The sequence below is a fragment of the Bradyrhizobium yuanmingense genome (assembly GCF_900094575.1).
GTDB classification, from domain to species: domain Bacteria; phylum Pseudomonadota; class Alphaproteobacteria; order Rhizobiales; family Xanthobacteraceae; genus Bradyrhizobium; species Bradyrhizobium yuanmingense.
The window spans coordinates 688,136-702,736 of record NZ_FMAE01000002.1 but is presented as its reverse complement, the minus strand read 5'-3'; the positions used below and the strand labels follow the sequence as shown (position 1 = coordinate 702,736).

Annotated in this window: 13 protein-coding genes; 8 read left to right on the top strand and 5 right to left on the bottom strand. The window is 65.0% G+C overall.

Going from position 1 to position 14,601, the window contains the following annotated elements; genetic code table 11:
• Positions 1-15: 15 nt before the first annotated feature.
• Genes cyoB through GA0061099_RS08330 form a run of 6 tightly spaced genes read left to right on the top strand, consistent with a single transcriptional unit; the run spans position 16 to position 5,766 of the window.
• A complete protein-coding gene (gene cyoB, locus GA0061099_RS08355) occupies positions 16-2,013 on the top strand; it encodes a cytochrome o ubiquinol oxidase subunit I (RefSeq protein ID WP_036020252.1) in 1,998 nt (665 codons plus the stop codon).
• A complete protein-coding gene (cyoC, locus tag GA0061099_RS08350; protein ID WP_036020249.1) occupies positions 2,014-2,643 on the top strand; it encodes a cytochrome o ubiquinol oxidase subunit III in 630 nt (209 codons plus the stop codon).
• Positions 2,640-3,020, top strand: coding sequence for a cytochrome o ubiquinol oxidase subunit IV (cyoD, locus tag GA0061099_RS08345; RefSeq protein WP_036001948.1), 381 nt, complete (start codon positions 2,640-2,642; stop codon positions 3,018-3,020). Before cyoC ends, cyoD begins: the two co-directional genes overlap by 4 nt.
• Positions 3,017-3,868: an SURF1 family protein gene (locus GA0061099_RS08340; protein WP_036020246.1), complete on the top strand. Its 852-nt coding sequence runs from the start codon at positions 3,017-3,019 to the stop codon at positions 3,866-3,868. Before cyoD ends, GA0061099_RS08340 begins: the two co-directional genes overlap by 4 nt.
• Complete coding sequence (locus GA0061099_RS08335; RefSeq protein WP_036020243.1) at positions 3,840-5,243, top strand: ATP-binding protein; 1,404 nt, start codon at positions 3,840-3,842, stop codon at positions 5,241-5,243. The genes GA0061099_RS08340 and GA0061099_RS08335 overlap by 29 nt, the downstream gene beginning before the upstream one ends.
• Positions 5,233-5,766: a response regulator transcription factor gene (locus tag GA0061099_RS08330; protein WP_036020240.1), complete on the top strand. Its 534-nt coding sequence runs from the start codon at positions 5,233-5,235 to the stop codon at positions 5,764-5,766. Before GA0061099_RS08335 ends, GA0061099_RS08330 begins: the two co-directional genes overlap by 11 nt.
• A 185-nt stretch (positions 5,767-5,951) precedes the next feature.
• On the opposite strand, the gene GA0061099_RS08325 is transcribed toward GA0061099_RS08330, so the two are convergent.
• Positions 5,952-6,656 (bottom strand): glutathione S-transferase family protein, encoded by a 705-nt coding sequence (locus GA0061099_RS08325; protein ID WP_074447641.1) that lies wholly within the window; start codon positions 6,654-6,656, stop codon positions 5,952-5,954.
• Between the two features lie 108 nt (positions 6,657-6,764).
• Between GA0061099_RS08325 and GA0061099_RS08320 the strand changes: the two genes are divergently transcribed.
• Positions 6,765-7,142, top strand: a complete 378-nt coding sequence (locus GA0061099_RS08320) for a winged helix-turn-helix transcriptional regulator (RefSeq protein WP_036020233.1) — start codon at positions 6,765-6,767, stop codon at positions 7,140-7,142.
• A gap of 39 nt (positions 7,143-7,181) precedes the next feature.
• Entirely contained in the window at positions 7,182-8,570 is a 1,389-nt protein-coding gene (locus tag GA0061099_RS08315; RefSeq protein ID WP_036020231.1) for an adenylate/guanylate cyclase domain-containing protein, read from the top strand.
• A gap of 84 nt (positions 8,571-8,654) precedes the next feature.
• Here GA0061099_RS08315 and GA0061099_RS08310 read toward each other — a convergent pair whose 3' ends face one another.
• From GA0061099_RS08310 to GA0061099_RS08295, 4 genes are all read right to left on the bottom strand, one after another.
• Positions 8,655-9,479 (bottom strand): CarD family transcriptional regulator, encoded by an 825-nt coding sequence (locus GA0061099_RS08310; protein WP_074447640.1) that lies wholly within the window; start codon positions 9,477-9,479, stop codon positions 8,655-8,657.
• 344 nt (positions 9,480-9,823) lie between these two features.
• Positions 9,824-10,162 carry a ferredoxin FdxA gene (gene fdxA / locus GA0061099_RS08305; RefSeq protein WP_018643465.1) on the bottom strand — a complete coding sequence of 113 codons (339 nt, stop codon included), beginning with the start codon at positions 10,160-10,162 and terminating at the stop codon, positions 9,824-9,826.
• 132 nt (positions 10,163-10,294) lie between these two features.
• Complete coding sequence (locus tag GA0061099_RS08300; protein WP_074447665.1) at positions 10,295-10,546, bottom strand: RNA-binding S4 domain-containing protein; 252 nt, start codon at positions 10,544-10,546, stop codon at positions 10,295-10,297.
• A gap of 31 nt (positions 10,547-10,577) precedes the next feature.
• Positions 10,578-14,021: a helicase-related protein gene (locus GA0061099_RS08295; protein ID WP_074447639.1), complete on the bottom strand. Its 3,444-nt coding sequence runs from the start codon at positions 14,019-14,021 to the stop codon at positions 10,578-10,580.
• Between the last annotated feature and the right edge of the window lie 580 nt (positions 14,022-14,601).

Below are 14,601 nucleotides of genomic sequence, written 5' to 3'. Positions count from 1 at the left end.
CTAAAGAGAACGCGCATGTCTCCTGACCTTCTCAAGCTCATCTTCGGCCGGCTCGGCCTCGAATCGCTGCCGCTGCACGAGCCGATCGTCGTCGGCACGTTCGTGGTGGTCGCGCTCGGCGGCGCCGCGCTGCTCGGCGCCCTCACCTATTTCCGCCTCTGGGGCTATCTCTGGCGCGAATGGTTCACCACGGTGGACCACAAGCGCATCGGCATCATGTACATGATCCTCGGCATCGTGATGCTGCTGCGCGGCTTTGCCGACGCGCTGATGATGCGCGGCCAGCAGATGCTCGCGTTCAACGGCTCCGAAGGCTATCTCAACGCCCATCACTACGACCAGATCTTCACCGCCCACGGCGTGATCATGATCTTCTTCGTGGCGATGCCGCTGGTCACCGGCCTGATGAACTATGTCGTGCCGCTGCAGATCGGCGCGCGCGACGTCTCGTTCCCGTTCCTGAACAATTTCAGCTTCTGGATGACGGTCGGCGGCGCGGTGCTGGTGATGGCCTCGCTGTTCATCGGCGAATTCGCCCGCACCGGCTGGCTGGCTTATCCGCCGCTGTCGAACATCGGCTACAGTCCCGACGTCGGCGTCGACTATTACATCTGGGCGCTGCAGGTCGCCGGCGTCGGCACGACGCTATCCGGCATCAACCTGATCTGCACCATCGTCAAGCTGCGCTGCCCCGGCATGACCATGATGAAGATGCCGGTGTTCACCTGGACCTCGCTCTGCACCAACGTGCTGATCGTCGCCTCCTTCCCGGTCCTGACCGTGGTGCTCGCGCTGCTGTCGCTCGACCGCTACGTCGGCACCAACTTCTTCACCAACGATTTCGGCGGCAGCCCGATGATGTACGTGAACCTGATCTGGATCTGGGGCCACCCCGAAGTCTACATCCTGGTTCTCCCGGCCTTCGGCATCTTCTCCGAGGTCACCTCGACCTTCTCGGGCAAGCGGCTGTTCGGCTACACCTCGATGGTCTACGCCACTGTCGTCATCACCATCCTGTCCTACCTCGTGTGGCTGCACCACTTCTTCACGATGGGCTCGGGTGCCAGCGTCAACTCGTTCTTCGGCATCACCACGATGATCATCTCGATCCCGACGGGCGCGAAGATGTTCAACTGGCTGTTCACGATGTATCGCGGCCGCATCCGCTACGAGCTGCCGATGATGTGGACCATCGCCTTCATGCTGACCTTCGTGATCGGCGGCATGACCGGCGTGCTGCTCGCGGTGCCGCCGGCCGACTTCGTACTGCACAACAGCCTGTTCCTGATCGCGCACTTCCACAACGTGATCATCGGCGGCGTGGTGTTCGGCGCGTTCGCCGGCATCAACTACTGGTTTCCGAAGGCGTTCGGCTTCAAGCTCGATCCGTTCTGGGGCAAGATGTCGTTCTGGTTCTGGGTCACGGGCTTCTACCTGGCCTTCATGCCGCTCTACGTGCTCGGCCTGATGGGCGTGACCCGCCGCCTGCGCGTGTTCGACGATCCGTCCTTGCAGATCTGGTTCGTCATCGCCGCGATCGGTGCCGTGTTCGTCTTCATCGGCATCCTCGCGATGCTGATGCAGTTCGCGGTCAGCCTGCTCAAGCGCGAGCAGCTCAAGGACGTCACCGGCGATCCCTGGGACGCGCGCACGCTGGAATGGGCGACGTCCTCGCCGCCGCCGGACTACAACTTCGCCTTCACCCCGGTCGTTCACGACAATGACGCGTGGTGGGACATGAAGCGGCGCGGCTATCAGCGTCCGCTCACCGGGTTCAAGCCGATCCACATGCCCAGCAGCACCGGCACCGGCATCATCCTCGCCGGCTTCGCCACCGCGATGGGCTTTGCTCTCGTCTGGTACATGTGGTGGCTCGCCGCCCTGAGCTTCATCGCGATGCTCGCCGTCGGGATCGGCCACACCTTCAACTATCACCGCGACTTCGACATTCCGGCTGACGACGTCATCCGGACCGAGGACGCGCGCACCAAGCTGCTCGCCGGAGCCAAGTAAATGACTGCCGCTGTTCATCCCTCGCAGACCGGCGAACCGGTCTTCTACCTCGCCGACGAGCATCCGCATCCGGAAGGCTGGAGCACCTCGCTCGGCTTCTGGATCTATCTGATGAGCGACTGTCTCATCTTTGCGATCCTGTTCGCCACCTACGGCGTGCTCGGCGGCAACTATGCCGCCGGCCCCGCGCCGAAGGACCTGTTCGACCTCACCCTGGTCGCGGTGAACACCTCGATGCTGCTGCTGTCGTCGATCACCTACGGCTTTGCGATGCTGACGATGCAGCAGAACAAGGTCGCGCAGACGCAGGCCTGGCTGGCGATCACTGGCCTGTTCGGAGCCGCGTTCATCGGCATCGAGCTGTTCGAGTTCGCCCACATGATCCACGAGGGCGCCACGCCGCAGCGCAGCGCCTTCCTCTCCGCCTTCTTCACCCTGGTCGGCACTCACGGCCTGCACGTCACCTGCGGCCTGATCTGGCTGGTGACGCTGATGGTGCAGGTTGGAAAGTTCGGCCTGATCGAGGCCAACCGCCGCCGCCTGATGTGCCTGTCGATGTTCTGGCACTTCCTCGACGTGGTCTGGATCGGCGTCTTCACCTTCGTCTATCTCCTGGGAGTTCTGCGATGAGCACCGATACCCACGCAGCCGGCGCGCACGACCATCACCACGAAGGCGGCCACGCCCACAGCACGTTCTCGGGCTACATGCTCGGCTTCGTGCTCTCGGTCGTGCTCACCGCGATCCCGTTCTGGCTGGTGATGAGCGGCGCGCTGCCGAGCAAGCAGATCACCGCGCTGGTGATCATGGCCTTCGCCATCGTGCAGATCGTCGTGCACATGGTCTACTTCCTGCACATGAACACGACGTCGGAGAACGGCTGGACCATGATGGCGCTGATCTTCACCATTGTGATGGTGGTGATTGCGCTGTCGGGTTCGCTGTGGGTGATGAGCCACCTCAACAGCAACATGATGCCGATGCACCAGATGAGCGGAATGAAGTGAGCGAAACCGGGACCGTGGCAGGCAAGGACGGAGATGCCCGCAGCAACGCTGCGCGGCCCCCGTCCTTGTGGCTCACCGTCCTCTCGCTGATCGCTTTCGTGCTTCTGATCGCGCTCGGCGTCTGGCAGATCGAGCGCCGCGCCTGGAAGCTGGCGCTGATCGACCGGGTCGAGCAGCGCGTCCACGCGCCGGCTCAGCCGATTCCCTCGCCCGCTTCGTGGTCCACCGTCAGCGCCGCAAATGACGAATACAGGCACGTCAGCCTCAGCGGGCGCTTCCTGCATGAGAGCGAGACGCTGGTTCAGGCCGTTACCGAGGAAGGCCCCGGCTATTGGGTGCTGACGCCGCTTGCGCGCGACGACGGCACGCTGGTCCTGATCAATCGCGGCTTCGTGCCGTCCGAGCGCCGCGACGCATCGACGCGCCGGGACGGCAATCCGCAAGGTCGGGTCGAGATCACCGGCCTCCTGCGCATCACCGAGCCGAAGGGCGGTTTCCTGCGGACCAACGTGCCCCAGCACAACCGCTGGTACTCGCGGGACGTCGCCGCCATTGCGACGGCGCGCGGTCTTGGCGAGGTCGCGCCCTTCTTCGTGGACGCCGACGCCGGATCACAAATCGCCGGCGGCCCAATCGGCGGATTGACCGTGATCCGCTTTCCCAATAACCACCTGATCTACGCGCTGACGTGGTTTACCCTGGCTTTCATGCTGGCCGGCAGACTTTTCGTCACATTCGGCGGCGGGCTGTTCCGTCGCAGGCGCTTCGTCCACGACAAGGCCGGCGGCTCGGATGCCGTCGCCCGCAGGACGGGATCAGATGCTGGAACGATCGTCGAGCCGACCTGACGACGGGAAAACGCTTTCCCAGACGCTTGGGCGTGACGGGCAAGCCGTCGCGCTGCAATCGCAGGCCGACGCGCGCAGCGAGCTGATCGGCACCATGCCGACCGAGGACGAGACCAACCGCAAGAACATGGCGCTGCTGATCCAGCTGCGCTGGACCGCGGTGGTCGGCCAGATCGTGACCATCGGTGCCGTGCATTTCGGCCTCGACATCCCCCTGCCGCTGGAGCGGATGGGCGCGGTGATCGGCGCGCTGGTGCTGCTCAACGTCTCCAGCCTGGTCTGGGTGCGCCATCGCGCTGCGATCACCAACAACGAGCTGTTGGTCGCCTTGATACTGGACGTCGCCGCGCTGACCGCGCAGCTCTATCTCTCCGGCGGCGCCACCAATCCCTTCACCTCGCTGTTCCTGCTCCAGGTGACGCTCGGTGCGGTGCTGCTCGATGCCCGATCGACCTGGTCGCTGGTGGCGCTGACCTGCGCCAGCTTCGTCTGGCTGACATTGGCCTACCGGCCGCTCGATCTGCCGCCCAATCTGTTGAGCGAGACCTATACGCTCACCGTAACAGGCATGCTCCTGGGCTTCGTGCTCAACGCCGTGCTGCTCGTCGTGTTCGTCACCCGCATCAACAGGAATTTGCGCGAGCGCGACGCGCATCTGGCGGCGCTGCGCCAGCATGCCGCCGAACAGGACCATATCGTGCGCATGGGCCTGCTCGCCTCCGGTGCGGCGCATGAGCTCGGCACGCCGCTCGCCTCGCTCTCGGTAATCCTCAGCGACTGGCGCCGCATGCCCGATCTTGCCGCCGATCAGGAGCTTGCCGAGGACCTCGCGGAGATGGAAACCTCGTTGCAGCGCTGCAAGTCGATCGTGACAGGCATCCTGGTGTCGGCGGGCGAAGCGCGCGGTGAAGGCTCCTCACCGACGACGGTGACGGCCTTCGTCACCGCGCTGGTCGACGAATGGCGCAATGCGCGCTCCGCCCGCACGCTCTACTTCGTCAACACCTTCGGCGAGGACGTCGCAATCGTCTCCGACGTCGCGCTGAAGCAGGTGATCTTCAACGTGCTCGACAACGCCTATGAGGTCTCGCGCGAGTGGGTCGAGCTCGTCGCCGAGCGCGAGGGCGACAATCTCGTGCTGTCGATCTCCGACCGCGGCCCGGGCTTTGCGCCGGAGATGCTGGCGCAGCTGGGCAAGCCCTACCAGTCGAGCAAGGGCCGCGCCGGCGGCGGGCTCGGCCTGTTCCTGGTGGTGAACGTCGTGCGCAAATTGGGCGGCACCGTGAGCGCCAAGAACCACAGGAAGCGCGGCGCCACGGTGCGCCTCACGCTGCCGCTCGCAACATTGGCGATCGGAGGAAATTTTGACGCCTGACCGTTCGCTGATCGTCGTCGAGGACGATGCGGGTTTCGCCCGCACGCTGAAGCGCTCGTTCGAGCGCCGCGGCTACGATGTCGTGCTGGCCGCCTCGATCGAGGAGGTGCGCCAGGTGCTGGAGGAACGCACCTTCGGTCATGCCGTGGTCGACCTCAAGCTCGGCGGCGCCTCGGGCCTTGCCTGCGTCGAGCTCCTGCACAAGCACGATCCCGACATGCTGATCGTGGTGCTGACCGGCTTTGCCAGCATCTCCACCGCGGTCGAGGCGATCAAGCTGGGGGCCTGCCACTATCTGGCAAAGCCGTCGAACACCGACGACATCGAGGCCGCCTTCCACAAGGCCGAAGGCAACGCCGAGGTCGCGCTCGATTCGCGGCCGACCTCGATCAAGACGCTGGAATGGGAACGCATTCACCAGACCTTGATCGAGACCGACTTCAACATCTCGGAAGCGGCCCGCCGGCTGGGCATGCACCGGCGGACGCTGGCGAGGAAGCTCGAGAAGCGCCCGGTGAAGTAGGAGCGCTATCGCCATTTGAGAGCATTCCCTGCGGCCCATCCTTCGAGACGCCCGCTTTAAGCGGGCTCCTCAGGATGAGTGCGGAGTGCGCGGCAGCAGTTTTCAACGAGCACTGATGCTGATGAGCCTCATCCTGAGGAGGCGCGTCAACGCCGTCTCGAAGGACGAGGCGTGCGCACCGGCCGCTATTTGCCGAACTGCGCGATCAATTCGGCTAGCGCGACGTGGCCTGTGCACGATCCCGTTCCCGGATCAGACCCGCCGTCCTCCAGAGCGGTGGCGTAGAGGACCGCGGGATCGGCTTCGAGGCGCGCGCGCAGCGCCGCCAGCTTCGGCCAGCGGCTCCTCTCCGCGACCGCGTGGAAGTCGAGCCAGCGTGCGACACCGACAAGCACGGCGTCGGCGAGGGTCGGCCGGTCCCCGAGCAGAAATTGCTGCGTTTCGATCATTTCTTCGAGCTTGTCATGACGCTCGATGACCCTTGCTGTGCCGAAGGCGCGCAGGACCGACTTCGCGGCAGGCTCCATGGCTTCGGCTTCCAATGCGGCCCACAGCGGCGCGAAGGCGGCGGTGAAACCGGTATTCACGAATGCCATGAGCTGATGCATGCGATCGGCTTGCCGCGAAGAGGGATCGAAGCTGATGCGGCGTTCGACATCCCTGGCCTCTAGCCAGGCCGCGATCGCCATCGTTTCCGTCAGCACCTCGCCCTGCCCGGTGATAAAGACCGGCGTCTCGTGTCGCGGATTGATACGGGCGTATGACGGGTTTCGCATCTCGCCCAACATATCGATCCGACACAGCCGATATGGCTTGCCCAGCCATTCGAGAGCCGCAACGAGCCCCATGGAGCTTCCCTTCGGAAAGCCGTAGAGTAGAATTGGGTCCATGATCCATTCTCCGTGATTTCTGATGATCACGCTGCGCAGCGGTGATGCGACCCTAGCCGCTCGCCGCATCAAGTAAATTACGAACTTTTTTGTAACCTGGAGGCGCCGATGAAGGATCTCGTGTCGAGATGTCCGATCGAGGAAGTGATGCAGATTCTGAGCGGTCGCTGGCCGACGCTGCTGATCTATTATTTGAAGCAGGGCACCAAGCGCTTCAGCGACTTGCGCCGAGACAATCCGACCATCTCGCACAGGATGCTCGCGCTCGAGCTCCGCAAGCTGGAGGACGCCGGCATCGTCAGCCGCACGGAATTCGGCGGTTATCCGTTGCGCGTGGAGTACGATCTGACGGCCGCCGGTCACGCGCTCGTGCCGTTGATCGATGCCTTGGGGAACTGGTGGACGTCGGTTGCGGCAGCGGCTGACGGAGAAGGCCGCCGGAATGAAATCAGCGTCTCGGCAAGGGCGCAGCGAACCAGCGGCTGAAGGCCCAAGTGTGGAGACTGTGAGGAGACTGCCGTGACAATGCTCGTCGAGCGCTTCAACCTGCCGGCTGCGGCTTCGCCCGCGCCGATCGAGCGCGGTGCCGAAACAGTTCAGTTCGCACAGGCCGCGCTGGCGTCCGCCAAGCGGGAGGGCCTGCAACTTGCGGTGCGGGCGCGCTATGTCGCCCTGGTCGTCATTGGCTGCCTGATCATGGCGATCAACCCGGCCTGGGAGCAGCTCTACTACGTGGCGCTGCTCGGCTTGTTCGCACTGATCGGCTGGGCCCAGGTCAGGGTTGGGCGGGTGGGCGTGTCACGGCCGGAATTGGCACTCCTGTTTTGCGACCTGGCGCTGCTCACGTGCCTCATCGTGATTCCCAATCCGTTCGGAGCCTCGTACTGGCCGGTCGCGATGCAGTTCCATTCCGGCAACTTCATCTATTTCTTCGTGCTGCTCGCGGGCGCCACATTGGCCTATACCTGGCGGACTGTGATTGCGGTCGGCATGTGGACGGCTGCGCTCTGGATCATCGGCATCGCCTGGGTCTGGTGGCAACCCGATCGCGATCCTGCGCTGACGGCCCGCATCGCGGCCGCGACAGGCAACGATGAGCGCTTGTTTGCGATGATCTCGCCGAGCGAGATCGTGTTCCACGTTCGCATCCAGGAGATCGTCGTCTTCATGATCGTGGCCATGACCTTGGCGCTCGCGGTCCGCCGCAGCAACGACCTCCTGGTCCGGCATGCCGCGGTGGAGCGCGAGCGCGGCAACCTAGCGCGCTACTTCTCCCCCAATGTCGTGGCGGAATTGTCGAAACAGGACGAGCCGTTGAAGCAGGTGCGCACGCAACACGTCGCGGTGCTGTTCGTCGACATCGTCGGCTTCACGGCCTTTGCCGATGGACGCTCGCCGCAGGAGGTTGTGCGGACGTTGCGGGAATTCCACGGATTGATGGAGCAGGAGGTTTTCCGCCATAGCGGCACGCTCGACAAATATCTCGGGGACGGATTGATGGCGACGTTCGGAACGCCCTTTGCCGGCGAGCACGACGCCAGCAACGCGCTGCGATGTGCCCAGGCTATGATCGCGGCGGCGGAGCGTTGGAACGATCAGCGGGCAGCGTCAGGCGAGCCAAAGCTGCATGTGAGCTTTGGCTTGCATTATGGGCCGGTGGTGCTCGGCGACCTCGGGCAGACCTGTCTGGAATTTGCCGTGATCGGCGCGACCGTCAACGTGGCAAGCCGTCTCGAGGCCTTGACCCGCACCCTGGGCTGCGCGCTGGTGGCAAGTGACGACCTCGTCAGCCAGGCGAAGGCCGAGCTGGGCGGCGCAGCCGCAACGTTTCAGTCATTGGAAGCGCGAGAGGCGCGGGCGGTCCGCGGCATTCAGCAGCCGATCGCGATCTGGACCCAGCCGCGCGGCGCGTAGAGCCGAACTCCCGCGGCCTCAGGAAGCCAAACAAAAAGCCCGGCCAAACGGCCGGGCTTTTGATTGCTTGCGTTCGGTGCCGGCTTACGCGGCCTCGTCGGCGACGGTGCTGTCGTCGCCATCGGTATCGTCGGTATCGCCCTCGGCATCCGTGTCGGCCTCGCCCTCGGCAGCTTCCGCCTTGGCATTGCGGCGCGGGCTCTTGGCGAGCTGCGCCTCGATCTCCTTGACCGCTTCGGTCTCGGTCGAGTGCTGCACCACCGCGATCTCGCGGGACAGGCGGTCGAGCGCCGCTTCATAGAGCTGGCGTTCCGAGTAGGACTGCTCGGGCTGCGATTCCGAGCGATAGAGGTCGCGCACGACTTCCGCGATCGCGACGATATCGCCCGAATTGATCTTCGCTTCGTATTCCTGGGCGCGGCGCGACCACATGGTGCGCTTGACGCGGGCGCGGCCCTTGAGCGTCTCCAGCGCCTTCTTGACCAGGGCCGGATCGGACAGCTTGCGCATACCGACATTGGCGACCTTGGCGGTCGGCACGCGCAGCGTCATCTTGTCCTTGATGAAGTTGATGACGAACAGCTCGAGCTTCGCACCGGCGATCTCCTGCTCCTCGATGGCCAGGATCTGGCCGACGCCGTGAGCGGGATAGACCACGAACTCGTTGGCCTTGAAGCCCTGACGCTGGGTCACGACCTTCTTTTCCTCGACCTTCGGCGCAGCCGCGGGCTTGGCAGCCGGCTTGGCGGCGACGGGAGCCTTGGCGGGCGCAACGGCAACAGGGGCCTTCGTCGCGGCGGGCTTGGCAGCGGGGGCCTTGGCAGTCACAGGCTTGACATTCAAAGGCTTGGCGGCAGCAGGCTTGGCAGCGGTCGCTTTCGCGGCCGGTTTGGCAGTCTTGTTAGGCATTGCGCTTCTTTTGTTCTTCGAGGACTTTGCAGCCGGCGCCTTCGTCGCGGTCCGACCCTTGGATGCGCTACGGCTGGCCGCGGCGACTTTTTTGGCCTCCTTATGGGAAGCCCTCGCTGAAGTACTCTTTTTACGCGTTTTCTGTGACACAGCCTGCGCGCGGAAACTGCCACGCCCCTGTTCGACATTTGGTTTCACGGGAACCCAGAGGGGCCAACGGGGCTGACGGGGTTCGGCTTAATGTGCCCAATATAGCACATTTCCCGCAAAAATCAATGATTTAGGGGTCTTGAGGGCTGGTTTTCGGCGGCAGCGCCGCTATTAGGGTTAAGTTTGGACGCGAATTAGTCCCCAGAGCCGGGGTTCGGAGAAAAATATTTCTCGAACTTGCCTTCCATGCCGTCGAATTCCTTGGCGTCGGCAGGTGATTCTTTCTTCTGGGTGATGTTCGGCCAGCTCTTGGCGTAGTCGGCGTTGACCTGGAGCCACTTTTCGAGGCCCGGTTCCGTGTCCGGCTTGATGGCGTCGGCGGGGCATTCCGGCTCGCACACGCCGCAATCGATGCACTCGTCGGGATGGATGACGAGCATGTTGTCGCCCTCGTAGAAGCAATCGACCGGGCAGACCTCGACGCAGTCGGTGTACTTGCACTTGATGCAGTTTTCAGTGACGACGTAAGTCATCCAACGCTCCGAAAAGCTCTTTTAGAAGTCGCGGCTTGCCTAGCGCGGATGGCCGGGCGCCGCAAGGTCGGGAAGGCCCGATCATGACGGCTTTGTGTGTTTGATCGACCAAGAAATGAATAGAAAGCGCAATTAATTGCGCGTCCCGAGCTCCTCGTAGAGCACGCGAGCCGAAGCGGCATCGCCACGGCGCTCGTTGAAGGCGGTGACCTTCAGCACGCGCACGGTGCGATCGAGCGCGATGGTGAGGACGTCGCCAAGCTTGATCGCATGGCCCGGCGATGTCTCGCGCACGCCGTTGACGCGGACATGGCCGGTGACGACGAGCTCGGCCGCGGAGGTGCGCGCCTTCACCACGCGCGCGTGCCACAGCCATTTGTCGATGCGCTGCCGCTCGGTCGTCGTCGTCGTGGGATTACTCCTTCCGCCCCAGCTGCTCCTTGAGCGCGGCGAGCTTGGCGAAGGGCGAGTTCGGATCGATCGGACGATCGCGCTCGCGCGGGTTCGCGCTCGAGGCGTAGGGACGCAGCGAGGGACCCGACTCGCGATCACGGCGGTCGCGGCCCTTGTCGCGGTCGCGGCCGCGATTGTCGCGGCCCTTGTCGCGATCTCCGCCGAACTTCTTGTTGTCGCGGTTGCGATCGCGATCCTTGTCGCGGTCCCCCTTGCCCTGGAAGCTGCGATTGCGGTCGTCGCGACGCTCACCGCCCTCGCCGCCTTCACGCGGCTTGCGGAAGTCGCGGCCGCCATCGCGGCGATGGCCGCCGCCGTGACGATGGCCCGGCTTCGCGCCGTCGGCGGCTTCGCCGGGCGCGGCGCTCGCAGCATCGGGTGCAGCGCCAGCCTCAGCGCCGGGCCGCGGACGCTGGTTGTTGTGGCGCTGATGGCGATGGCGCTCGTGGCGCGGCTTGCGATCTTCGTGACGACCGGCAGGGCGCCAGACCTCGACCAGCTCAGGCTGGGCCGGTGCGACTGTTGCCTCAGGCGCGGCAGCATCGGGGGATGCAGCAGCTTCCGTCGCGGCGGTCTCGGCGGCAGCCGCTTCGAGGCCGGCAGCCTCGGCGGGCGTCGCAGCCTCTTCTGCGGGCGGCGCGATTCCGGGGGCGTCCTCGGGCGTGACGGGCGCTTCCGGAGACGCTTCCAGCGCCGGCTCCTCGTGAGCCTCCGCAGGAGCGGGCTCGTCGTGCGGCTCCATGCCGGGCGCGTCTTCGACGGTGACGGATTCGGCCGTAGCCTCAGCGGCCGGGGCCTCAGCCGGCAGGCCGGCAACGGCTTCAGCCGCAGTCTCGGTCGAGGTCTCTGCGCTGCCTTCAGCGGGCGGCGTCTCGGCCGCGACGGTCTCAGTGACGATCTGCTCGGTCACGACCTGCTCGGCGACCACAGGCTTCGGCGGCAGCGGCGGGCGCTTCTCCATGCGATAGCCGAGCGCGCGCAGCACGGAGGCGAAATCCTCGCCGGCAGATCCGGTCAGCGAGGTCATCGCCTGCGTCACCACGAAGCTGCGGCCGTCGAACGCGCCGGCGGGCTTTTCGCCCGGCGAATTTTCGCGCCAGGCCAGCGCCGGGCGGATCAGGTCGGCGAGGCGCTCCAGGATGTCGACGCGCACGGCGCGCTCGCCGGCCTGCTTGTAGCCGAGCACGCGATAGGCATCGCGCGGCAGCGCCTTGTCGACCGGGAACGAGGTACGCCCCGAGGAGGCCAGATGCTGCGCGCCCGAGAGCGCGGAGAGATCGACATTGTCCTGCTTCAGCGCCCAGAGCAGCGCGGCGAGCGCACGCGCGGCGGGCTTGAGCAGGCCGGGGAAATAGATGTGATAGGCGCCGAAGCGGACGCCGTATTTGCGCAACACGGCGCGCGAGGGCTGGTCGAGATCCTTCAGCTCGCTGGCGATCTTCGGACGCTCGAGCACGCCGAGCGCCTCGACCAGCTGATAGGCGATGCCGCGGGCAATGCCGGTGACGTCCTCGGCCTTCGAAAGCTCGAACATCGGCCCGAGCAGCTTTTCGATGTGCGTCTTGAGCCAGAGCTCGAGCCGCGCCTGCACCTTGTCGCGGGGCGCGCCGGTCAGGCGCTCGTCGGAGATGATGCGGATGCGCGGATGCAGCGCCTCGTCTGCGGCGGCAAGGCGGGCCACGGCATCGCCGGTCCAGCGGATGATGCCTTCGGACGTCAGCACGAACTGCTCGTCCGGCGCATTGCCCAGCTTTTCGGCGCGCGCGTTGATCTCGCCGGCGAGCACCGCTTGCGCTGCAGCCTGCAAGGCTTTCGCATCGGAGCCGGCTTCCGCCGCATCCGGTGCAAAGGTGAAGCCATCGAGACGGCCGATGACATGGCCTTCGACGATGACTTCGCCGGTCTTGCCGATTTCAGTATTCAAGCTCGTGTTCTCCCGCAGGCGGCGCATCAATACACTGGTCCGGCGATCAACGAAACGCTCAGTCAAGCGTTCATGGAGCGCATCCGATAATTTATTTTCGACCTCCCGCGCGATCCCCTGCCAGCGTTCCGGGTCTTTCAGCCAGTCCGGGCGGTTGGCGACGAAGGTCCAGGTGCGGATCTGGGCGATTCGGGCCGACAGCGTGTCGATGTCGCCGTCGATGCGGTCGGCCTGGGTGACCTGGGACTCGAACCAGGCATCGGGAATGCAGCCCTTGCGCATCAGGAAGCCGTATAGCGTCGTCACCAGCTCGGCATGGGCGGCCGGCGACAGCTTTCTGTAGTCCGGGACCTGGCAGGCTTCCCAGAGCCGCTCCACGGCGGCCTTGCCATGCGCGATATCGCGCACCTCGCCGTCGCGGGCGGCGTGATCGAGCACGCGCATGTCCTCGGCGATCGGCGCGCGCGTCAGCGTCTCGTGGCCGGGGGCGAGGTTCAGCGAGACCTGGAGCGCGCCGAGCGAGGAGAAATCGAGCTTGGAATTGCGCCATTGCAGCACCTTCACCGCATCGAAGGTGTGGTTCTGCAGCGCGTTGACGAGCTCGGGCTCGAACGGCGCGCAGCGGCCCGTGGTGCCGAAGGTGCCGTTGCGGGTGGCGCGGCCCGCGCGGCCCGCGATCTGCGCGAATTCGGACGGTGTCAGGCGGCGGAACTGATAGCCGTCGAACTTGCGGTCGGAGGCGAAGGCGACGTGGTCGACGTCGAGATTGAGGCCCATGCCGACGGCATCGGTGGCGACGAGATAATCGACGTCGCCGTTCTGGAACATCGCCACTTGCGCGTTTCGTGTGCGCGGCGACAGCGAGCCCAGCACCACGGCGGCGCCGCCGTGCTGGCGGCGGATCAGCTCGGCAATCGCGTAGACTTCATCCGCCGAGAACGCGACGATGGCGGTGCGGCGCGGCTGGCGCGTGATCTTGCGGTCGCCGGCGAATTCGAGCTGCGACAATCTGGGCCGCGTGATCATGGACACGCCCGGCAACAGGCGCTCGATGATCGGGCGCATGGTGGCGGCGCCCAACAACAGCGTCTCGTCGCGGCCGCGGCGGTTGAGGATGCGATCGGTGAAGACGTGGCCGCGCTCGAGATCGGCGGCGATCTGGACCTCGTCGACGGCGAGGAAGGAAACGTCGATATCGCGCGGCATCGCCTCGACGGTCGAGACCCAATAGCGCGGATTCTTCGGCTTGATCTTCTCCTCGCCGGTGACGAGCGCGACGCTGGCCTCGCCGGATCGAGCGGCGATCTTGTTGTAGACCTCGCGCGCGAGCAGGCGCAGCGGCAGGCCGATCATGCCCGAGGGATGCGCCAGCATCCGCTCAATGGCGAGATGGGTCTTGCCGGTGTTGGTCGGACCGAGCACCGCAGTGACGCCCGCGCCGGGTGCGCGCTCGGAGGCGAAGGGGGAGGAGGAAAAAGCCATGTCTATCGGATTAGGTAATGGCGATTTGGGCGAATGTCAGTGCTGGATGGGGCGGAGGGGCGACGCCGAGGTGTCGGCTATGTCTCCGAACGCTGGGGTGGGCGCCCCCGCTGCCGCTGTCATCGCCCGGCGTGTGAAAACGCCCTCTCCAAATCCCGCGCAACTGTCTCACTTTGCGACGCTTTTCCCGTTCGCTTTAAGCCTCGGAACGACTCTAGAACGAATCGCGGCCGAATCGCTGACTCCCCTGTGAGTCCCGTTCCGTTCACGCAACATGTCGCGGGACTCGTCTTGGTTGCGCACTAGATGGAGTTTTGCGAGGGCACACAAGCGACCGGGGTGGTTAAAGCTGGGGACGGCAGCGAGTCGAATCAGAATCGGGGAGGAGTCAAATGGATTCCCTGAGCACGCGGGCTGGTCAAACGAAGAGTGCGAAAACAACCCCATGCACAGTAGGTAAGTCGTTGATATTGCTAGGGCGCCACCGAACGCTCGTCATTCCGGGGCGCGACGCAGTCGCGAGCCCGGAATCCATCGCGCAACCGTCTCTGCGGCTTGATGGATTCCGGGTTCGCGCCCA